17 protein-coding genes and 1 pseudogene are annotated in these 20,607 nt (G+C 62.0%); all 18 read right to left on the reverse strand.

Annotated features, from left to right (window positions below):
• Window positions 1–29: 29 nt before the first annotated feature.
• On the reverse strand, window positions 30–1,655 hold the full coding sequence (locus J7024_RS23185; protein ID WP_175750883.1) for an OPT/YSL family transporter: 1,626 nt from the start codon (window positions 1,653–1,655) through the stop codon (window positions 30–32).
• Window positions 1,656–1,850: 195 nt separating this feature from the next.
• A complete protein-coding gene (gene pepE, locus J7024_RS23190) occupies window positions 1,851–2,606 on the reverse strand; it encodes a dipeptidase PepE (RefSeq protein WP_124897150.1) in 756 nt (251 codons plus the stop codon).
• 53 nt (window positions 2,607–2,659) lie between these two features.
• Complete coding sequence (locus tag J7024_RS23195) at window positions 2,660–3,457, reverse strand: AroM family protein (RefSeq protein WP_234745535.1); 798 nt, start codon at window positions 3,455–3,457, stop codon at window positions 2,660–2,662.
• Between the two features lie 20 nt (window positions 3,458–3,477).
• Window positions 3,478–4,251: an IclR family transcriptional regulator gene (locus J7024_RS23200; protein WP_175750882.1), complete on the reverse strand. Its 774-nt coding sequence runs from the start codon at window positions 4,249–4,251 to the stop codon at window positions 3,478–3,480.
• A 321-nt stretch (window positions 4,252–4,572) separates the two neighbouring features.
• Window positions 4,573–5,382, reverse strand: coding sequence for an ABC transporter permease subunit (locus tag J7024_RS23205; protein ID WP_124897146.1), 810 nt, complete (start codon window positions 5,380–5,382; stop codon window positions 4,573–4,575).
• Window positions 5,379–6,341, reverse strand: coding sequence for an ABC transporter permease subunit (locus J7024_RS23210; protein WP_124897145.1), 963 nt, complete (start codon window positions 6,339–6,341; stop codon window positions 5,379–5,381). Before J7024_RS23210 ends, J7024_RS23205 begins: the two co-directional genes overlap by 4 nt.
• A complete protein-coding gene (locus tag J7024_RS23215; protein ID WP_390680729.1) occupies window positions 6,338–7,507 on the reverse strand; it encodes an ABC transporter ATP-binding protein in 1,170 nt (389 codons plus the stop codon). The genes J7024_RS23210 and J7024_RS23215 overlap by 4 nt, the downstream gene beginning before the upstream one ends.
• 53 nt (window positions 7,508–7,560) lie before the next feature.
• On the reverse strand, window positions 7,561–9,042 hold the full coding sequence (locus J7024_RS23220) for a DUF3138 family protein (protein ID WP_124897318.1): 1,482 nt from the start codon (window positions 9,040–9,042) through the stop codon (window positions 7,561–7,563).
• 95 nt (window positions 9,043–9,137) lie between these two features.
• Window positions 9,138–10,265 (reverse strand): extracellular solute-binding protein, encoded by a 1,128-nt coding sequence (locus tag J7024_RS23225; RefSeq protein WP_234745536.1) that lies wholly within the window; start codon window positions 10,263–10,265, stop codon window positions 9,138–9,140.
• Window positions 10,266–10,269: 4 nt separating this feature from the next.
• Window positions 10,270–11,850: a hydantoinase/oxoprolinase N-terminal domain-containing protein gene (locus tag J7024_RS23230; RefSeq protein WP_124897142.1), complete on the reverse strand. Its 1,581-nt coding sequence runs from the start codon at window positions 11,848–11,850 to the stop codon at window positions 10,270–10,272.
• Window positions 11,847–13,130, reverse strand: coding sequence for a DUF917 domain-containing protein (locus J7024_RS23235; RefSeq protein ID WP_208446990.1), 1,284 nt, complete (start codon window positions 13,128–13,130; stop codon window positions 11,847–11,849). Before J7024_RS23235 ends, J7024_RS23230 begins: the two co-directional genes overlap by 4 nt.
• A 48-nt stretch (window positions 13,131–13,178) precedes the next feature.
• Window positions 13,179–14,750, reverse strand: coding sequence for a PucR family transcriptional regulator (locus tag J7024_RS23240; protein ID WP_175750879.1), 1,572 nt, complete (start codon window positions 14,748–14,750; stop codon window positions 13,179–13,181).
• A gap of 320 nt (window positions 14,751–15,070) precedes the next feature.
• Complete coding sequence (locus tag J7024_RS23245) at window positions 15,071–15,580, reverse strand: hypothetical protein (RefSeq protein WP_124897140.1); 510 nt, start codon at window positions 15,578–15,580, stop codon at window positions 15,071–15,073.
• A 124-nt stretch (window positions 15,581–15,704) separates the two neighbouring features.
• Window positions 15,705–16,022: a hypothetical protein gene (locus J7024_RS23250; RefSeq protein WP_124897139.1), complete on the reverse strand. Its 318-nt coding sequence runs from the start codon at window positions 16,020–16,022 to the stop codon at window positions 15,705–15,707.
• A gap of 49 nt (window positions 16,023–16,071) precedes the next feature.
• Window positions 16,072–17,516: pseudogene (locus tag J7024_RS23255) on the reverse strand (DEAD/DEAH box helicase).
• A gap of 356 nt (window positions 17,517–17,872) precedes the next feature.
• Entirely contained in the window at window positions 17,873–19,075 is a 1,203-nt protein-coding gene (locus tag J7024_RS23260) for a GGDEF domain-containing protein (RefSeq protein ID WP_175761185.1), read from the reverse strand.
• A gap of 453 nt (window positions 19,076–19,528) precedes the next feature.
• Window positions 19,529–20,407, reverse strand: coding sequence for an HpcH/HpaI aldolase/citrate lyase family protein (locus tag J7024_RS23265; RefSeq protein ID WP_124897137.1), 879 nt, complete (start codon window positions 20,405–20,407; stop codon window positions 19,529–19,531).
• Window positions 20,397–20,607 (reverse strand): electron transfer flavoprotein subunit alpha/FixB family protein (locus J7024_RS23270; protein ID WP_234745537.1); only part of this gene is annotated, 211 nt, incomplete at its 5' end. The genes J7024_RS23265 and J7024_RS23270, both read right to left, overlap by 11 nt.

Below are 20,607 nucleotides of genomic sequence, written 5' to 3' on the forward strand. Positions count from 1 at the left end.
GTTTGGTTTAATGCTTTTGCTTCAATGACTCAGCCTGCGCGGCTCGCGATCAGGGAATCGCCAAAGCTGTAGAGTGCATCGCCCGCGATCATGCCTGCCGCGAAGACCTCCATCCGTTTCTGCGTCTCCGAACTTGCTTTCCGCTCAATGACGATCCGTACCGCAAGTCCGGCCAGTACCGCCCAGCCGGCCGCCGGGTAGGCGATCAGCAGACCCGTGGCGAATAGCACGCCCAACTGCCGTTTCGGGCCGCCCAGCAGTTGAAGCGCCGCGCCAGCGAGCGACCAGAGAATCAACGCATGCATGACAGTGGGAGCAATCCCGGCCTTGATCGTAGCGACATATACCTTGGCAACGGGCGGCACCTGTCCGTGCGCAAAGAAAATGAAGTGAGCGAGGTAGGCGACAGGAATTGCAATCACGAATGCGATCATGGCCGCCAGTAGCTGCTGACGCCGTCCCGCGAGTTCGAATGCGGGATCTTTGCCTTCACCGCGAAGCACGAATCCTGCTTTCAGATCGAAGCCCATGTCTGCGAAAGCGGGGCCCGTTGCCGCCGAGAAGCCGCAGAGTACGACGAGCGCGACCGGTGGAAATCCGATCAGCATGCCCACGAGCAGCGTAATCAGTGCGACGGCAAAAGCAGGAAACCAGCCGGAATGCATTGCTGCGATACCCACGATCAACTCGTGAACGAAGGCCGCAAAGGCGGCATAGGCGATGAATGCGACCAGCATTCCGGGCGACATACCCGCATAGAGGCCGCTTCCCAGGGAGATGAGTCCTGCAAGACCAACGTAAGCGATGCCGCCAAATTCGATGGCACTGCGAAAGCTTGGGACGGAAACGGCGGAAGCGTGGGCACCCGCGTCACGCGCGACGGCCTGGGGTTTCCTGTCGCGGATAACCAGCCAGAACACCTGAAGCAACGCAACGAGGCCCGCTCCGATCATGATGCCATGCGGGATATATGCCTTGCCGATCTCCAATCCAAAAAGTGTCTGCGAGTATCCGCCGACCAGAAAGCCGACTCCCAGCATGGCGAGCGCCCAGATGTTGCCGATGAAGGCCGTGCCGAAAACCGACATCGGGATTCCCAGCCACGAGCCGAGCAGCCCCACCCCCAGCCCGGCACCCAACCAGCGTGCCTGCTTGCTCTCCGGGTCGCCTGCCTTGATGGCTTCGGCCGCAGCCACGCCGAGCGGCCATGCACCGGTCTCCGGGAAGATCTTGGTACCGAACATTCGGTAAAGCATGTAGCCGTCCAGCAGCATGGCGAGCGCAACGCCAAAGAACATCGGGACAATGAGATCTGTCCGCCCCATCACGAACGGAATGGCAATTGGCAGCAACAGACTGTTGGCAGCGCCAAAGGTAGCCGAAGAAATGGCGCTCTGCGCAAGGTTCTGGACGTGGATCGACTTGTAGCTCGAGAACATCTGCAACGGGATGCGGGCGCAGATCATCGCAACCAGCGCACCGATGATCGACGTGACCGGAGTGACGCCGACCTTCACCAGCAACTCCATGCCGATGACAGCACCAAATACACTCAATACTGCAATCAAAACCAGCGTTGCGGGCGACAAGGCCGATGGATGCCGCATCTGCTTTTCGCCATCATCCGGTACGGTATCGATTGTGGTTGTTTCCATGATGAACTTCCGAAAGTTGAAAGATGAATGCCTCGGCAATGTCACTTCGCAAGCCGACTATTTCCAGGCATATGATTTGGTATGCTTACCGTAAGAAATGCAAAATAATTTATCTAAAACTTTGTCTCTACACTCCATCGATCATCGGCAGGAGAGAGAATTGCTTCTCGTTTTTTCCGATGACCGACACGACAATCATCCCTTCGAGATCGGCCAGCTTCCGTCGATCACCGGCCCCTTGATGTAACCGAGATTGAATATCTCATTCGGCGGCAGGACGGCGACTCTTCGCGGATCGATGAAATGCAGCGCGTCCCGATCGCCCAGCACCATACCCGCGGCACCGTCGACGAGCAGCGCGGTCCCTTCGGGCAATGCAACGACGTGCTCCCGGGGATTGATCGCGAGAAACTCGACGATTCGCTCTTCCCGGCTTTCGCCGTTGTGCCCCGCGACCTTCCCGCTGATGAAATGCGGATTGATCTGAAAATGGATCAATCCGAGCGCACGCAAGGTCGGCGGCTGAACAATCGGCATATCGTTGGTCGTGCGGATCGTTGGACAAGCGACATTGCATCCGGCACTCCAGCCGATGTACGGCATGCCGTCGTTCACACGCTCCCGGATGGCGTCGACGATGCGTTCGTCATACAGACGCTTGAGCAGCGCGAACGTGTTACCCCCGCCGATCGCGATTGCCTCAGCCCCGGAAACTGCCTGAAGCGGGTCCTTCCGGTGAATCGACTCGAGTTCGAAGCCCCATTGTTCGAAAACGGGCCGTACCATTTGTTCATATTCATCGTAGGTCGACGTAATGCCACCTGCGTAAGGCACAAACAGAACGCGCTTGGCTCGCCCATTCAGCAGCAGGTCAATCTGCTCGCGTGCGTGCGCGAGATATCCGTGCGCGCCCATGCGCGAACTGCTCATTAACAGAAGATGTTTCAATATAGTTTTCCTCTATTCGAACGTCGTTCCTGGAAATGCACGAACGACGATCCTGCTCACAACATTTCGGCGACGCATTTGGCCACCAGCGTATTCGATAGAATCACCGGGCATCCTGCCTCTCGCGCTGCACGCGCACGATGACGCTGTTCGTATCCCATGCAGTCAAGCACGAGAATCTGCGCGCCGCGTTCACGTAACGTGCGCGCGGCGACTGACAATTCTCCGATGTCGTCGGAATAAGGCGATGCTGCTGCGTACAAGGCCGGTGTCGACAAAATCCGCCACTTCGCCACTTCTGTTTCGATCTGCTCCCGAAGCGGCATAACGACCCCGACTTTTTCGGATCGCGCCAGCGCGCCGATGATTGCCGGAACCATCTTGTCGGGTTCGAACAGGCGCGCCCGCTTGCACGAGAGCCCATCGAATTCGCCCGTGCACAGCAACAGGATTGACTCGCATCCTTGCGCTTCGAGCCGCACGATCTTTTCCTGCAGCGCGTTGCCGACCGCCTCCTTGTCGAGGACCACGGTCGCTCCGGAAGCAACGCGCGTAACCAGTTTCCGGCCGTTCCCGCGCGGTGCGAAGCGCACCTCCATTTCATTTCTCGTCAGCCCGTCCAGGAGTCCTGCATGGACGCACTTCACGCCGTGTGGCATGGCCGCCTCGACGACCGACGCGATGTTTTTCCGCGGCGCCTGGCCGATCGTCAGCGTAGCAAGCATCCGGTTACCCATTTGTGCCTCGATCAAGCGAACCTCGCTGCCGGATTCGTTCGAGCCCGCCGTGCGGATCGACGACGCGAAGACAGACGTCCATGTCGTGGAATCGGCACATGTCGTCGGTGCCCTCATGGGGGGCGAACCGGCCCCGTCTAAGCAACCGGATCCGATCCTGACGACCAGAACGGATCTCCGACAGTGCGGCCCAGCTGGGATGCCTGCTCCCGCGTCATCGCGGCGAGGCGTTCGATCTCGGATGGCGTGCTCATCGTGAGCGGAAACGTCAGGCTGAATGCCAGCGATTCGCCGCTGGAAGGATCGCCGACCGCGCATCCCACCGCGCCGATCCCGGACAACGATTCGTCGAGGGCGACCGAAAAGCCCGTGCGACGCGTTTCCGCGACCCGCCGCAAGAGTTCGACGACCGTATCCGGCGCCGCCGGCGCAGCCGGCGGCAATCCGGCGGCGAACCGGCGCTCGATGAATTCGTCGGTCTCGCGCGCCAGCAGCGCGCGGCCGGTCGAACCGGCCCACGCGGGCCCCCGTTGCCCGGGAAACGTGACGAAACGCAAAGGATGAATGCCCGGATGAACGCGAAGCACGACGACTTCCTGCTCATCTAGAACCGAGATGTACCCGGTATGCCCGGTCTGCTCGCACAATCCGCTCAGCGCCTTGTCCATCATGCTGAGTAATGGCGTCGACGCCCGCACCATATGCGCGAGTTCGAGCAGCATGAGAGCCGGACCGTAAGCGAGCGTCGTGGGATCGCGTTCGAGAAGCCTTTGCTCCGCCATTTGCTTCAGGACGCGCGACGCCGAGCTTTTCGGCATGTCGAGGTGCTGAACGACGTCACTGACCGTCACGGCACGTCGCAGACGAGTCAGGAGCTGGAAAATCGCGCTGGTGTTTTCGAGAGAGCTCATCATTGGTTCCATATTTTGGAACTACATTCCACAATAAGAAACATGATGAAGGGGACCGCCCTAGACAACTAGTAGGAATTTCCCGGACGGCACGCCCGTGATCCGCTCCTGTTTTAAGGTGTGCCCCTGTTGAATCGGGCGAGGCGGTCATCGCACCCGGCGCCGGCATAGTTTGCAGACGACGCCAGTTGCGAGCCGCGTATCCGCATCCAGGCGTCGTCCATACCATGACCGCCACACCGAAACCGCTGCAAACAGCGGCGGGCTTCCGTGCGCGAAGCGAAGGCGACGATCGGCTTTCGGGATCGACCGCGCCCGGCTTTATCGCGCAAACCGAACCTGCCTGCGTTTGAGGCCGCTCGCCGCCAGCACGATCAGCGATACGCCCCCGATCATCACCGTGGCCAACGCGTTCATCTCCGGATTCATCCCCAGTCGTACCCGGGAAAACACCACCAGCGGCAACGTGGTGGAACCCGGCCCGGAGAGAAACGCCGACAGGACGAGGTCGTCGAGCGAAATCGTGAACGACAACAGCCACCCGGACACGATCGCCTGAAAGATTGCCGGCAGCGTCACATGAAAGAACGCGGCGATCGGGCCGGCGCCCAGATCGAGCGCAGCCTCCTCGATTGCGACATTCAGCTCCTTCACGCGCGACTGAACGATGACCGCGACGTACGATACGCACAGTACCGTGTGCCCGATCGCCATCGTCATCCAGCCACGTCCCGACGGCCAGCCCAGACATTGCTCGAGTGCAACGAACAGCAGCAGCAGTGCGATGCCGAGCACCACTTCAGGGATGACGAGCGGGGCATTGATCAGCAGCGAAAACGCAGGCCTGCCGCGAAAGCGGTTGAAGCGCGCAAGGATGAAACCGGCCCATGTGCCGATCATGGCCGACAAGCACGCGGTGACGAACGCAATCTTCAGCGAAAGCCACGCGGCACGCAAAAGCTCGTCGTCGCGCATCAGCGCGGCATACCACCTCAACGACGCATGGGACCACACGCTTGCAAGCTTCGAATCGTTGAACGAGTATGCGATCACGCTCGCGATCGGAAAGTACAGGAATGCGAATCCGAGAACGAGCACGAATACGCTTGCCTTGCCAGTCAAGTTCCTCACGCCTCACCTCCGCGCTCGCGATTCTGGAAATGCTGAAATACCGCGATCGGCACAAGCAGCAACGCCATCATCGCAATGGTGATGGCCGCCGCCGCGGGCCAGTCCATATTGTTGAAAAATTCATCCCACATCAGTCGCCCGATCATCAACGTGTCGGACCCGCCGAGCAATTCGGGGATCACGTATTCGCCGACCGACGGAATGAACACCAGCAGGCTGCCGGCGATAATGCCGCTTCTCGCGAGCGGGATGGTCACGCGAAAGAACGCCTCCACCGGCCCCGCGCCGAGATCGTAGGCCGCCTCGATCAGGCGCATGTCCATCTTCATCAGGTGCGCGCACAACGGCATGACCATGAACGGCAGATACGAGTACACCATCCCGATGTAGACGCCGATATCGGTGTGATAGAGCCGCAGCGGCGACGCGATCAGACCGGCCGCCATCAGCGCGCGGTTGAGTATGCCGTCATCCTTGAGGATGCCGACCCACGCATAGACCCGCAGCAGAAACGACGTCCAGAACGGCAACATCACGCCGAGCAGGAGAAAATTCCTGCGCGCCGGCGACGCCCGCGAGATGCAATACGCGAACGGGAACCCGATCACGAGACACAGCACGGTCGAGATCGCCGCGATCTTCAGCGAACTCAGGTAGGTCGACACGTAGAGACTGTCGGTCACCACGTTTGCGTAATGCTGCAGGCTCAGTACGATCCGGATCAGCGAATCCGACACGACGATCGTGTCCGTGTAGGGTGGGCTTCGCAGTGCGACGTCTGAAAAACTGATCTTGAGGACCAGCAGAAATGGAATGGCGAGCACCAGCGCGAGCCAGACCGACGGGACAGCGATCGCGAGACTGCGCCGGCTCGGCACAAGCGATCCGAACCATGCCGACTTGTGTCGCAGCACAGCCGGCAACCGGCGCGGCGTCAATTGAATGCGGGAAGTGTTCATGCCGTCAGCACCATCACGTCGTCGGCGTTCCAGCAGACGGAGACTTCTTCTCCTGGAACGGGCGGGGGTTCGCTCGTCCCATCGGCGACCGACATATGCGACAGCAGCGTCCTGCCGCCCGGAAGCGCGACATGAAAGCTCGAATAGTCGCCCATGTAGACCGTATCGACGAGCGTACCGACAGCGCAATTGCGTGCGCCGGCAGTCCGGCGACGCGAGACCCTGATCCGGGTCGGCCGGATCGAAACGGCAACTGCCATGCCGGTCGATCCCGTGATGCCGTGCCCGACGTATATCTCCGATTCGAGTTGCTCGCAGCGGATCACCGCATGATCCGGGCTGCTTTCCTGCACGGTCCCCTCGAGGATATTGGTCGTGCCGATGAAACTCGCCGTGAACCGGCAGTTCGGATATTCGTAGACGTCGCGAGGCGTTCCCGTCTGGATGATGTTCCCTGCGCTCATGATCGCGAGGCGGTCGGCCATGGCCATGGCCTCTTCCTGATCATGAGTCACCATGATGCAGGTTACCCCGACCTTCTCGATGATCTTCACGAGTTCCAGTTGCGTCTGCTGGCGAATCTGCCGATCCAGCGCCGACATCGGCTCGTCGAGGAGCAGAAGCTTCGGTTGCTTCGCGAGCGAGCGCGCAAGCGCGACGCGCTGTTGCTGACCGCCGGAAAGCTGATCGGGCCGCCGGTTGGCGAACGAGGCCATCTGTACCAGTTCGAGCATCTGCATGACGCGCTCCTTACGCGCTTGCCGCGTCAGTTTTTCCCATTTCAGACCGAATGCGACGTTCTGCGCGACACTCAGATGCGGAAACAGCGCATACGACTGAAACATCATGTTGACCGGTCGCCGGTACGGCGGACATTCGGTAATGTCGGTGCCGTCGACGAGGATACGGCCCGAAGTCGGTGCCTCGAAGCCGGCCAGCATGCGCAACAACGTCGACTTTCCGCATCCAGAGCTGCCCAGCAGCGCGAACAGCTCCCCTTTTCCGACGCTAAGATCAACTTCCCGCACGGCAACCGCGTCGCCGAATTGCTTGACCAGCTTCTCGATGTGGACGAATCCGGCACCGCTTCGTGCCGGGTTGCCGATGGTGGTTTGCCGCTGAACAAGCGGTGCGGCATCGGTGAGATTCATGGATTGCTCGCTCATCTGAAAATGAAATCGGATTCCGCCGGCATGCGTGTCATGCGCGACGTCCAAGGTCAGAACGTATAGACCAGTGTCGTGCCGATCACGTCATTGCTTTTTCGCCATGAACCGTCCGCACGCTGAAACACGTTCTTGTTTGCCCAGTCATGCCGGTATTCGACCTTGATCGTGTAATTCACGGCCGGATAGAACATCAGGTCGAATGCGACATCCTGCCGATTGGCCCCACGGCATTCGAGTCCGTTGTCGCCGGACGCGGCCAGACAAGACGGATCGATGCCGAAACCGTTCAGACCGTCGGTTCCGGCAGAGGCGGAGCCCGCCAGCGCGCTGCCGCCGACATAGGTATTCCCGCCGCCGCCGCCGTTGCGGCTGTTGTTCAGATAATCCCAACGCAGCGCGACGCCCATCAGCCCGATCGTCGGCAGGTGCCATTTGCGCGTGTACAGCATCGAAAGCCCCCACCATGTTGCATCCTGCCCGTTCCATGCCGCGTGCTTCTGCTTGCCGATGTCGACCTCCGCATTGAACGTGGTATCCGCAACCGCATAGGTCGCGTCGATGTCCATGAACATGTAGGTCGAGAATGGCGATGAGCTCGTACAGTTGTAGCCGAAGCCCCCCGACGCGCAATCCCCGCTCGCATTGCCCGAATAGATCGCCTGCCGGCCCACCGCACCCGCCCAGCCCACGTCCCATGCCCCTCTGCTGCGATCGATCCGCCAGTTGATCATCGGCGTGAGGCTCGTATGCAGGCGTCCGCTCGAATCGGACGCGGTCGGCGCGTGCGTCAGGTTCTGCGCATTGCCTACGATCACTTTCCAGCTATAGTCGCCCTTGGACCCGTTGTATCCGGCGCCGGCGAAATAGCCGGGAATGCTGAAGTCGTACAGGAGGTTATGCGTCAGCGTCGGCAACAGGTTGGATTGTTGTGATTCGTATCCCGCGACGCTGGGCATGAGGCCGAACAGAAACTGGTTCGTGTCGTCGCGCGGGATCGTCACGAAAGCCGTATTGAAGATATTGTTTCCCTTGGCACCGTCGAGCGTCGTATTGCCGGCACCGCGATTCGGCTGAATCTGAATTTCGGCCGAAGGCGCGGTGGGCCCGACGCCGAACGTCTTCTTGATGTCGAGGTACACGTCACCCATGTTGCCGCCGTAATACGTGTACCCGCTGTTGTGATCGAGAAACGAGACGCCGCCGCTGCGCGCATTCCGGTTGTACAGATACATCGGGTCAAGATAACCGCTGATCGACAGGCCGGCGATCGGCCCGTCGCTCGCCGCCGTGCTCAGCGTCTCGACCTGCAGATTCTGCCTGGCGACTTGCTGCTTGAGGTCAGCGAACTCTTCCTCCGACACACCCGGATTCGCATCCCGCGATTTCACCGCCGCACCCTTTGCGGCACGCTCCAGGCTATCGACCTTTCCTTGCAACACCTGCAACTGGGCCTTCAAGTCGTCGACGACCGTATCCGCGTGGGAAACCGCCGGCACGCAGGCTATCAGCAACGCTCCAATCCGCTTGTTCATTCCGCGTCTCCTCATCACTTTATTTATTTCGTTATGCAGATTAATTGACCTGTTATTCGCCGATTGCGACACCGTTACCCTGGTGTCGCGCCTGTTTATCGTCCGGCTTTCAGTTCCAGGTAATCGCGATTGATCTGGCGCATCAGGGCGATCGGCAGCGGCTTCTCGAGCGTCACCCGCTTCATGTCCTCGGGCGGCGGGAAGATGGCCGGATCGTTCATGATCTTCGGATCGATCAGCGGACGGGCAGCGCTGACCGAGGTCGGATACTTGAGCTCATTGGTTTGCGTGGCGGAGACATCCGCGCGCAGCATGAAATCGATGAACTTCATCGCATTGTCCTTGTGCGGCGACCCTGCCGGAATGGCGAACATGTCGACCCAAAGCGGCGCGCCCTCCTTCGGGATGACGAAGGTCAGATCGAACTTCCGTCCGGCCGCTTTCGCCTGGAGCTTCGCGGTTTGCGCGTCGCCGGAGTACGCCACGGCGGCGCAAACGTCTCCACCCGCGATGTCCGCGATATAGCTGGACGAACTGAACTGGGTAACGTACGGACGAATGGCCTTGAGTTTATCCAGCGCTGTCTTGAAGTCCTTCGGATCCTGCGTGTCGGGATTGAGCTTCGCCCCGAACAACGCGTCCTGAAAGGTCTCGCCGCCGTTGTCCTGCAGCGAGATTCCGCACGACTTCAGCTTGCCGGCCCACTTCGGGTCGAAGATCATGTCCCAACTATTCAGCGGAGCGTCCGCGCCGGCGCGTTTCTTGACCTCGGTCAGGTTATAGGCAAGCCCCGTGATGCCCCACACGTACGGAACGCCGTATTCACCCTTCGGATCGTTGATCTTGATCAGGTTGACAATCTGCGGATCGAGATTTTTCAGATTCGGCAACTTCGACGAATCCAGCCGCGCGAACAGGCCCGCCTCCTTTTCCTTCGCGAAATAGTTGTTGCTCGGCACGACGATATCGTAGTCCGATCTACCTGCAAGCAACTTGGTCATCAGCGTGTCGTCGGTGTCGTAGACGTCGTACGTCACCTTGATGCCTGTTTCCTTCTCGAACTTCTCGATGGTGCCCGGGGCGATGTTCTCCGAAAAATTGTAGACATGAAGCACCTTGGCCTCGTCGGCATGCGTCGCCGTGCAGCAGATCGCCGCCGTGATCGCACACGAGACCGCCGCGCAAATCGCTTTCAGACTGGATTGAGTAAGCATGGCTGTCATGCACCTATTGACGATGTGAAAGGTTCGCGTGCGACACGAGACGGCCGGCCACCTTGAACCGGATTCGCGTTGCATTGCCGGGGAGATAGGAAAGCGGTACGTCTTCCTGCTCGAGGATCTCGACCGTGGCAGGGTCGGCACCCGCGTGAACGGCCGACCGGATCGCCTCGTCGCGCAAGGACGCCAGCGTCTCGTCGCGGCAATCGTCACGCATCGTCACGATGCGGTCCACCTCGCCGCTGACGTCGCCGATCGCCACACCGATTGCGTTGGCCGCGCCGAAGTTGGCCGGCCGGATGACTTCGTCGGCCCCGTCGATGCGGTCGGGAAACAACGCGCTACCGCCGCCGACCAGAATGACAGGCAGCGGCGCCCCGCTGGTCCTGATCCGCTCGACACCGCCGGCCAACTGTCGAAGCACCGTATCGAAAACCGTGCGGCAGAAGCCGGCGGGCACATCGGGCACGCGATTGCCGATGCAAAGCCCCGTACCGAGAACCGATGCGACATCGGTCAGCGTCAGCGTCGATCCGCCGAACACCATCGCTTCGCTGGTCAGGTGATAGCCGACGCTCTGCGGGCCGATCGCCGGCCTGCCGTCCGGGCCGCGCGCGATGACGGTGCCGCCGCCGATCCCCAGGGAGATGATGTCGGGCATCCGAAAGTTCGTGCGCACGCCGCCGATATCGACCGCGAGCGCCGACTGGCGCGGGAACCCCTTCATCAACATTCCGATGTCGGCCGTGGTGCCGCCGATATCGATGACGATTGCGTCCTTGCGACCCGACAGAAACGCCGCCCCCTTCAGCGAATTGGTCGGGCCGCACCCGATCGTGAGCACCGGGAACGCGCGGGCGACATCGGTCGGCATCAGCGTGCCATCATTCTGTCCGATCATCGCGCGCGCATGGCCGAGCCGCGTCGCCTTGAGGGCGTTGCCGAAGCCGGCAATGACGTCTTCGATCACATCGCCCAGCGCTGCATTCAGGATCGATGCGTTCTCGCGAGGCAGAAACCCCACCGAGCCGATCCGGTGCGAGAGCGTGACAGGGATTGCGCCGAGCTCGTCGCGCACCCACTCCTCGACCAGGCATTCCTGCTCTGGATTGATGTTGGAAAACACGCCGCACACCGCAATCGCGTCGACGCTGCCGCGCCATTGACGAACGGTTCCGCGAATCTCGCTTTCGACGAGCCGGCTGAGAAGGCGGCCATCATATTCATAGCCGCCGCCCACGATGCGCCATTTCAGACCGACAGCCGCCGCGAGATCGCGAGGCCAGTTTGCGAGCGGCGGCACGGACGCGGATGCCGGACCGGCCAGCCTGAGCAGGCCGACTCGCTGCAGTCGTTTGCGTTCGACGATCGCATTGGTGCAATGCGTGGTGCCGAGCATCGCCAGGCCGATCTCGTCACGCGAGATGCCGGTTTCCGACAACAACTGCTCAATGGCGGTACGAACCCCACCGAACACGTCGACGGTCGTCGGCACCTTCGCCGTCGCGATGCAGGTCAGGTTCTCGTTCAGGATGGCGGCGTCCGTATTCGTTCCGCCTACGTCGATTCCGATTCGATAGACGGTCATGCGAGTCTCCTTGCGATCGATTCGACCGGTTCATAGTCGACCTCATAGCCGAAATAGCGAGGACCGGTCGTCCGGATTCCCTGCTCGGTGCGCCACTGGTCGTGGCACGGGCAAGCGAGCAGCGCGACACGCATGCCGTACGCCAGCGTTTCGGTCGGGATCGCGTGCCCGGTCTCGTGATCGACAAGCGTGATCAGATCGGGCGTGGTCGCCAGAACACCGTTCGCATCATGCGCGACCAGAAATTCATTCTGGAAATTCACGGTCACACGGCGTCCGCCGTCCTTCTCGATGCCTTCGATCACCATCGACCCACGCGTGAATCCGCCCGTCGTGCGTCGCTTCAGGTCGACGATCTTTCCTTCGATCAGCAGGTAGCCTTTCAGCGCCCCGGCCAGATCGGTCAGGACGCTGCCGGTCTGACGGTCGCCCGCACGCGAAATCAGCCGGCCGATCTCCTCCGCAAGCGTTATCGTGCCCGGTATCGCGCACCGGCGCACTTCGTCGCCGGTCAGCGGAAAATCGCAAACGGTCGCATTCGCGCCCATCGCATCCACCAGCGGACGGCAAAGGCGCTCCCCCCATTCGCCGTCGCTCGGGTACACGGTCGCACGATTGCCGCGCTCGTCCGCAAACGTGGCGATGCGAGCCGCCAGACCGTGCAGATGAAACGACACCATCTGGTATTCCGGAAAGGCGCGCCCCATCGCATCCGCGTCGACGACCGGCAGCCGGCGCCTCGCGGCCAGAATGAGCGGCACCAGCGAATTGCCGCCGCCTATCTCGGCGGGCATCGTCGCGAACGCCCGCTTGCCGAGCGCGGTCTGCATATCGTCGAATACGACATCCAGTTCCCGCCCCGACGGCAGTTTTTCGATCGAGACCGCGGGCGCGCCCATCGCCGATGTCGGCAGGATCAGTGCATCGGGCGGCACCTCGTTCACGTCCAGCAATTCGATCGGGCCGCTTCGGCGAATTTCCTCCAGGGCGATATACAGGCCAATCGACGTATCGCCTCCGCCGCCCGTGCCAAGCACGGCCGCCCCCAATGCGATGTTTCTGACCGCGTCTTCATTGAGCTGCCGCATGCACGCCTCCTGCCGCAGCGCCCGGCCGGCTGCCGCCTGGCTTGTTTGTCCGTCGTTCCATTTCTTGTATGCCTCTTCGGTTCTCGGGTTGGATCGCCGCGCCGGGTGCGAATCGCATCCGGCAGCGTGGTATCGAGAATCAGGCGACAAATTCGGACGGTCACTAGACAAGATGCGCAACGGGGCGCGCATCGCTTATCCCGGCGGGATAACGGGGCTGCCGTGCGGAGCGAAATCGCGTCAGTCGGCGTTGCGAGAGAGCTTCAGGGCAAAATGCAACGCGAACTGGGCGCCGTCCCGAATGGGCACGCAACCGAGGATCTGCTCGATTTTGTCCAGCCGGTATTTGAGCGTCTTCGGGTGAATGCCGAGGCGATGCGCCGCCAATTTATGCGACTGGCCGGCATCGAAGAATGCTTCCAGCGTGAGTACGAGCTCGCTCTTCTGCACCCGGTCGTGACTCGCGAGCGCGCCAACCACGCTGTCGGCCCAGCGCCGTGCGACCGGCTGGGATCCGATCTGCCGGAACAGCACGTCGAGAGCGACATCGTCGTACGCGACCGGGCCGTCGGCCAGCGCTGGAGCCTCGAGCGCCAGTACGGCCAGGGCATCCTGCACGCTTCGATACAGGTGCGCAGCGGACTCAACCGGCGCGCCACACGCGATCCGCCAGGCCCCGTGGCCGGTATCCGTCAGACGATCCCATATCTGGCGCAGCCGGATGCCGATCGCCTCCCGCGTGCCGCTGGCGGACGCGCCATGCGGGATCGACGGCAACCACAGCAGGCGCCCATCCCACTCGAAAACGAGCGGCTTCGGCTCGATTGCATAGATCGCCCGCCAGATCGCCCTGCCTTTCGCCTCAAGCGTCGCCGATGCGTCGCACGAAGGCCGTGCGGGCTCGAACAAAATCGCCACGCACAACGGCGCGAGATCGAGCGATTTCGCCAACGCAAGCGCATTCGCCCGGTCGACGTCGCCGACGGCGAGATACGCGAGCCAGTCCCTGAACGGCTCCGCGTAGGCCTCGTCGGCAACCCGCTGTTTCGTCAGTTCCAGTGTGAGAAGCGCCGCCGCCTGTTCCATCGTCGCGACTTCCAGCGCGCTGGGCGCGAGTCCGTCCGGCACGTTCACGATCAGATAGCCGTCGATCGGCGTATCGGGCCGGCGACCCAGCGCGATCATCCACGCGGCGCTCCTGACGACGGTCTTGGTCGGCGCGATGGACGCCGGCAGGTTGGCGGCGATATCGGTCGCCCCCCATTCGTCCGACGCCGCATAAAGTACCCCGCGATCGTCGAGTACGGCGACGGAGCGCCGGAGAACGCTCGCGAGCAACGACACGAGCGTGGTCAACCCGCCGCCATTCAGCATTTCGGTCAGAAGCTGTTGCTGAATCACGCCCGCTTCTCGCGCGACGTAACCGTCCTCGCGCTGAACGGCGCAGATGAGCGGCGTAAGGATCTCCGCATAATCGACGCTCAACGGGAGTTCGAACAACGGTAGCGAGAGCTCGTCCGCCATGCGCAGTACAGCCGGCTGCAACGGTTCGATCAGCCCGGCCTGAAACACAAGCGCCGCGCAACCGCCGCGGCTCAATTGTCTGATCAGTGCGATCTGCCGGTTCGTATCGCTTCCGGTAAAGCTCAACGTCGTCAGAAAAAGATGATGACGCATATCCCAGTCTTCTTCATGTTCGGTGACCGTCTCGAGCACGTTCACATGATTCACCACATTAGACTGGCCGCCTTTGCCTGCGATCAGGCGTGCCTTTTTCATCCCACCCACGCTGGACGCCTCGTCGACTGTCATTCCCATACCGTTCCTCGTCTGTGCCGGCGTTGACCGCGACTTGGTCCGAACGCTCGGCTCGCCGCAGTGAAATGCCGGGATGATACTCAGTCAATACGCGTTTTGGCGTCGTTCGAATTTCGCGGATCAGGTCGACGCGGGGTGAGCAGTCGCGGCCGAAATTGAAATCCGGCGCCTGCCGGCCCGAGGATTGCCACATGCGAGCCGGCGCCGCGGAAGTGCGCTCAAGCCGCAGACCAGGGTTTCCACCAAGTCAATCGGGATTACCCGCCCGCACCACAGCGACGGGCCATTGTCTCGGATCACATTCTTGTTCTCGGTTACTTTCGAGCGTTGTCGGCCGGCGGCTTGTCTTTGAGGTAAGGGGCGGCGAATTCGGTATCGAACGTGCCCCTCCACGATCGCACGCGCATCGACGTTGCATAGTAATACTCATAATTCGCACGCGGGATTGCGTCCGCCGGAACCACGGCGCTAGAGAAAACACCGTCTCGGATAATCGAGTCGCCGGTGCAAATGTATGAGACCACCACGAGTCGTTCGTCGAGAATCTTCTGAATGAACTCGATTGCCCCGCCGGGCTCGACGCCATTGCCCCGTGCCGAGAAAAAATGCCGATGGGTCGTCGCGTAGAAAACCGTCACCTCGTCGTTGTACAACGAGGAAACCTCCAGGGGGCCGCCCTTCGATGCCGCAAGCGGCGGCACCCGGACATTGAAGTAGTTTTTTCCAGCATCGGCAACAATGGAAATATGGCTGCTCCAGTGCGGGAAGACCGAGAGAAGGTCTTTCGCCATTTGGCTTGAGAAAGGCTCGAGCAGTTCGATCACGATGATTCCCCCATCGCTTGCGTATGGAGCGGCAACTTCCGCCCCGGGGCAGCACTCTTCGTCTCAGGTGCGAACGCTCAACGCTGCGCCGCGAGCAATCGATTCGGTTCCGCCAAGGCTATCACTAACCGATCGTCGACTTCCGCACGAATGCCGAACTCGCCTCCACCACGCTATCCGCGAGCAGGCGTTCCGGGTCGGAATACGCTGCCAGGTTTTCATCCAGCGCCTGCGTGCGAACGATTTTGAGGACGTGGCTGGCATCAGCAACGAGCGCGAGTCCGGCTCGTGGATTCGCACGCGGCAAGCGTTGCGCGTCCTCGACGGCAACCTGGATATCCCGTGTGCCCGGCACGACCGGCGCATCGCTCCCAGCCGGAGACGACAGCCTGCCTCTCAGCGGGCCAGCCGGCCCCGATGCCTCGATCTCTGCGTGCATCATTCGCAACGGGCCTCCTGAGCGAAAGACGGGGCGTTACGCGCCCCGGGCATCACGGTCGGCGTTTACCGGCGCCGCCGGCAGGTTTGCCGGCCGGCTTGCGGGCACCCGCAGCCGGCTTGCCGGCGGGTTTGGCGCGCGGCTTCTGCACGCTGAACGGACTACCGCTGACTACGCTCGCGCCTTTCCCCGCAGTGGCCGCGCGCTGGCCCGCAGGCTTGCGGTTGCCTTCGCCCCCGGCGGCCGCGGCTTTTTGCCGGACGCCGGCATGGCGCTCGGCGCGCCTTGCTGCACTTTGGGTTTCTTCGGCTTTTTGGGTTTCTTGATGATCTGGCCCGTCGCGCTGGTTTCCGGCACGCGGTGCTCGGCTTCAAAACCCGGCTCTTCTTCACGGCTCAGCGTCTGCCGGATCAGCGCTTCGATCGCGGCCAGCTGCGGTGCCTCATCGGCACACACGAGGGACACCGCCACACCGCTCGCGCCCGCGCGGCCGGTACGGCCGATACGGTGCACGTAGTCCTGCGCGACGATCGGCAGATCGACGTTGATCACCAGCGGCAGGTCGTCGATATCCAGTCCGCGCGCCGCCACGTCGGTCGCGACCAGCATCTGTACTTCGCCCGTCTTGAAGCGCTCCAGCGCACGCAGGCGCGCGGGTTGCGGCTTGTCGCCGTGGATGGTGTCGACCGCGTAGCCCGCCTCATCCAGCATGGCCGCCAGATAGTCGACGCCGTTGCGGGTCTTGACGAACACCAGCGCGTGTTCCCAGTTGTTCTCGGCCACCAGGTGCATGAACAGCTCGGGCTTGTTCCTTTTGTCCACCGGCACCACCCACTGCTTGATCTTGCTGGCCGTGGCATTGGGCGGGCTGACGCTGATATTGACCGGGCTGCGCAGAATGCTCGCCGCCATCGCGCGGATATCGTCGGTGAACGTCGCGGAGAACAGTAGCGTCTGGCGCCGGGCGGGCAACGCGGCAAAGACGGCGTTGAGTTCGCGCGCGAAGCCCAGATCGAGCATGCGGTCGGCTTCGTCCAGCACCAGCGTCTGGACTTGATCGAACTGCACGGCGTTCTGGCGATTGAGGTCGAGCAAACGGCCCGGTGTGGCAACGAGCACGTCCACGCCTTTGCGCAGTTTCATCATCTGCGGGTTGATGCTCACGCCGCCGTAGGCGGCCAGGAATCGCAGGTCGAGGCCCTGGCCGTATTCGACGAAGCTCTGCAGCACTTGTTCGGCCAGTTCACGCGTGGGCACCAGCACGAGAACGCGCGCGCGGTTGCTGGATACGGCCGGGCCGTGTTGCACCAGCCGTTGCAGCAGCGGCAGCGCGAAACCGGCGGTTTTGCCGGTGCCGGTCTGGGCTGCTGCCATGACGTCGTTGCCACCCAGGACAGCAGGTATCGCCTTGGCCTGCACCGGCGTAGGTGTCTGGTAATTGAGGTTCTGCAGATTACGCAGCAACGGCTCGATCAGGCCAAGCGAGGCAAAAGACATGGACGTGTTCCAGGCTAAAACCGCAATTCTAGCGGGTAGCGGGAAGGTTGGGCCGTGGAAGGCGGTGGCGCTCGGGAGGGTTGGCGGAGATCGGTGGTGAAAAAGGCGGCGGTGGTGGGAAGCAGTATTCGGACTCGGTCGCTGGTGTTTGCTAGTGGCTATTCTCGGCCCGCTACGACCCGGTCTCGAAGCGATTCGGCATTTGGCGGCCTCTGCACCAATCCTGCTGCTCGCAGCGGGCACATGCGCGCTCACTTCGATCTGCGGTCGAATGCGGTAGCCGACACAGGATCACTCGCGCACTGTTGCAGGCAATATCCTGCTATCGCAAACAACTCCCGTCTGACTGGACTACATCAACACCTCTCCTGGACGGGTGGTGTTTCTTCTTGTGCCCAAGCTCGCCCATCAGCATGATGAACGAGTCGATTACCGCCCAGCGACTTGGCTCGATAAAGCGCGAGGTCCGCTGCCGACAGCAGTTCAGTCAGCGAAGCTGTCTCGTGCCCGCATTCAGCAAGACCAATACTGACGGTCGCACAAATGCGATCGCCGCCGGCGTTATGCGACAGCGTTGCAAACCGTTCTGCAACGCGATCGCCGACCCGTTTTGCGCTGTGGCTATCGTGCCCCGGCAGCAGCGCGGCAAATTCTTCCCCGCCGATGCGCGCGAGAATCGCCTCCGCATCCGCGGCGGCTCGAACAGTGTCCGCGAATGACTTCAACACCTCGTCGCCGGTCTTGTGCCCGTAGCGATCGTTGATTCTCTTGAAGTGGTCGAGATCAAACGCAAGGAGCGTCACGGGGCGCCGATGCAGCGCACAGTGGCCGATAACCCTCTCGCCCTCTTCAAAAAACAGCTTCCGATTGCCCAGCCGAGTCAAATAATCGGTACGGGACTCTTGCAGCAGTTCCCCATGAACTTCTTCCCTGGTGAGCCGGAGTAACGTCATCGGCAAAATCACCGAATAGAGCACCCCTTCGTACATGGTGATTTCGCTGGCAGCCGACAGGACGTGCCCTCCGAAGATCGGGGGCAGCCATGGCAGGACGAACGCCCTGGCGGCGTAAAACGCCGAGTGGATGCTCGTCACGATCACTGCGACGCGCCGGGATTGAACCGCTGGCATGCCATCACTTCGCATCAGCTCGAAGGCCGTCATGGCCGAAACAAGCGCGATCGGGAACGCGCTGGCATAAAGCCATACCGCAGCCTGCCAGCGCGCGCCGGCTGCGAACCACGTCATCCCCATCAAGAGAAGCAACCCGATGGAGCCGGCGACATACCGTCGGCCGTTGAACATTGCCACCGCGTGCAAGACGAGCAGATAACCGCTCAGAATCACGAGATTGCTGACGGCGGCGCCTGCGGCGCCCAGCAGTTCGTTCCGGAATGCGGCCGTCGCGCAGCCGATTCCCAGCGTCGCATACCCGGCCGCAAGCATTCGCAGTTCCTTGCCGCGCCTGGGATGAGACGTGTGCTCCCAGTACGTCATGGCGGAACTGGACAGCAGCGTTCCGATTGCTAGAAAGTAAAGGGTTGCTAAATCGACTCTCATCGCCGGTGTCAAAGCGCGTCCTCGCCACGACGAGGAAAAGGTTCACGACGAACTGAGATAACGGCAAATTCCGCGAATCCTTGAGAAAGCGCGGCGCAATGGCTCACGCTTCCAGGGAGAACCCGGGTATCGGGCGGATGTCCCGCGCCGAGTCACGCCGGCACGAACAGCCTGCGCGGCATTCATCGCTTGTTTCCGGCAGTCCGTCGACGGAGTCGTGATTGTGCAGCACTTCCGGCATGGCAGTCGAATAGTCGAAATTGACCGGGCGCGGACAACGCTGTCCGCGCTCCCGGATCATGCCGTTCGCCCCGACACCCGGGAAACGGGGCCACATTGATGATCGAGGGCCCGCGCCCTCATCGAAGCTGCGCTCCATAGGTTCGGGGGATAAAACCCGCCGCCGGTCACGGCGCCGTACTCCAGCGATTCCCGCGAATACACCACGCCGGATCACGCGCCGGGTGCCCCGCTCGCCCCCGGGCTGACGGACGCAGCCAGCGCTGCGATCCGCATGGCGCGCAACAGCACCGGGCGATCGACCATCCTGCCGTCGACGGTCACCACGCCGCCGCTGGAATCGCGCATCGCATCCAGAATGCGCTGCGCCCACCGGACCTCATCCTCGCTCGGCCGGAAACACTGGTGCACGAACGCGATCTGTTTCGGGTGAATGCACAGCTTCGCGCCGAATCCCAGTTGCTTGCCGTTGAACGCATCGCGCGCGATCCGCGCCCCGTCATGAATGTCCGGCGTCACGCCATCGACCGGCGATTCGATGCCGGCCACCCGTGAAATCAACGCGAGTTGCGACCGGAAGTGATTGAGCGCGACGCCGTCGTCCGGTATCCCCATGTCCGCGATGAAATCGAGCGTGCCGAACATCAGCCGCTCGACGTACGGCGCTTTCGCGATATCGAGCGCGTTCCACACGCCATTCGCGCTTTCGATCAGCGGATAGACGGGCACGCGCCGGCGCGCGAGCGCGATCGCGGCGCACACGTCTTCGGCGCCTTCAGTCTTCGGCAGCACGATGCCGGCCACGCCCTTCGATGCGCCGAGCGCGGCGTCGGCCTCGAACCACGGCGTGTGGCGCGCGTTGATCCGCACGAGCACGGGATGCTCGGGCGAAACCCAACGGGCGATCGCGTCGCGCGCGGCCGTTTTCGCGTCGGGTTCGACGGCATCCTCGAGATCGATGATGACCGCGTCGGCGCCGCTCGCGAGCGCCTTGTCGAACCGATCGGGCTTGTTCCCCGGCACGAACAGGTATGACTGAGCCGGTGTCGAGCCTCCCATGCCGCCGGCCTGCGGCGCGGCGTCAGACGGCATCGACCACCTCCGGAACCAGCGCGAACAGATCGCCGACGAGACCGTAATCGGCCACGCTGAAGATCGGCGCCTCCGGATCCTTGTTGATCGCGACGATCACCTTCGAATCCTTCATGCCGGCCAGGTGCTGGATCGCTCCCGAGATGCCCACCGCGATGTACAGCTGCGGCGCGACGATCTTGCCGGTCTGGCCGACCTGG

The sequence above is a fragment of the Burkholderia sp. WTPI3 genome (assembly GCF_021483755.1).
In the GTDB taxonomy this organism is placed as follows: domain Bacteria; phylum Pseudomonadota; class Gammaproteobacteria; order Burkholderiales; family Burkholderiaceae; genus Burkholderia.

Coding starts and splice junctions, on each gene's coding strand:
- J7024_RS23265 (WP_124897137.1), bottom strand. CDS start 20,407: ATGCCGTCTGACGCCGCGCCGCAGGCCGGCGGCATGGGAGGCTCGACA.
- J7024_RS23200 (WP_175750882.1), bottom strand. CDS start 4,251: ATGAGCTCTCTCGAAAACACCAGCGCGATTTTCCAGCTCCTGACTCGT.
- J7024_RS23260 (WP_175761185.1), bottom strand. CDS start 19,075: ATGAGAGTCGATTTAGCAACCCTTTACTTTCTAGCAATCGGAACGCTG.
- J7024_RS23215 (WP_390680729.1), bottom strand. CDS start 7,507: ATGAGCGAGCAATCCATGAATCTCACCGATGCCGCACCGCTTGTTCAG.
- J7024_RS23225 (WP_234745536.1), bottom strand. CDS start 10,265: ATGACAGCCATGCTTACTCAATCCAGTCTGAAAGCGATTTGCGCGGCG.
- J7024_RS23230 (WP_124897142.1), bottom strand. CDS start 11,850: ATGACCGTCTATCGAATCGGAATCGACGTAGGCGGAACGAATACGGAC.
- J7024_RS23210 (WP_124897145.1), bottom strand. CDS start 6,341: ATGAACACTTCCCGCATTCAATTGACGCCGCGCCGGTTGCCGGCTGTG.
- J7024_RS23240 (WP_175750879.1), bottom strand. CDS start 14,750: ATGACAGTCGACGAGGCGTCCAGCGTGGGTGGGATGAAAAAGGCACGC.
- J7024_RS23185 (WP_175750883.1), bottom strand. CDS start 1,655: ATGGAAACAACCACAATCGATACCGTACCGGATGATGGCGAAAAGCAG.
- J7024_RS23235 (WP_208446990.1), bottom strand. CDS start 13,130: ATGCGCGCCCCGTTGCGCATCTTGTCTAGTGACCGTCCGAATTTGTCG.
- J7024_RS23220 (WP_124897318.1), bottom strand. CDS start 9,042: ATGAACAAGCGGATTGGAGCGTTGCTGATAGCCTGCGTGCCGGCGGTT.
- J7024_RS23250 (WP_124897139.1), bottom strand. CDS start 16,022: ATGATGCACGCAGAGATCGAGGCATCGGGGCCGGCTGGCCCGCTGAGA.
- J7024_RS23195 (WP_234745535.1), bottom strand. CDS start 3,457: ATGAGGGCACCGACGACATGTGCCGATTCCACGACATGGACGTCTGTC.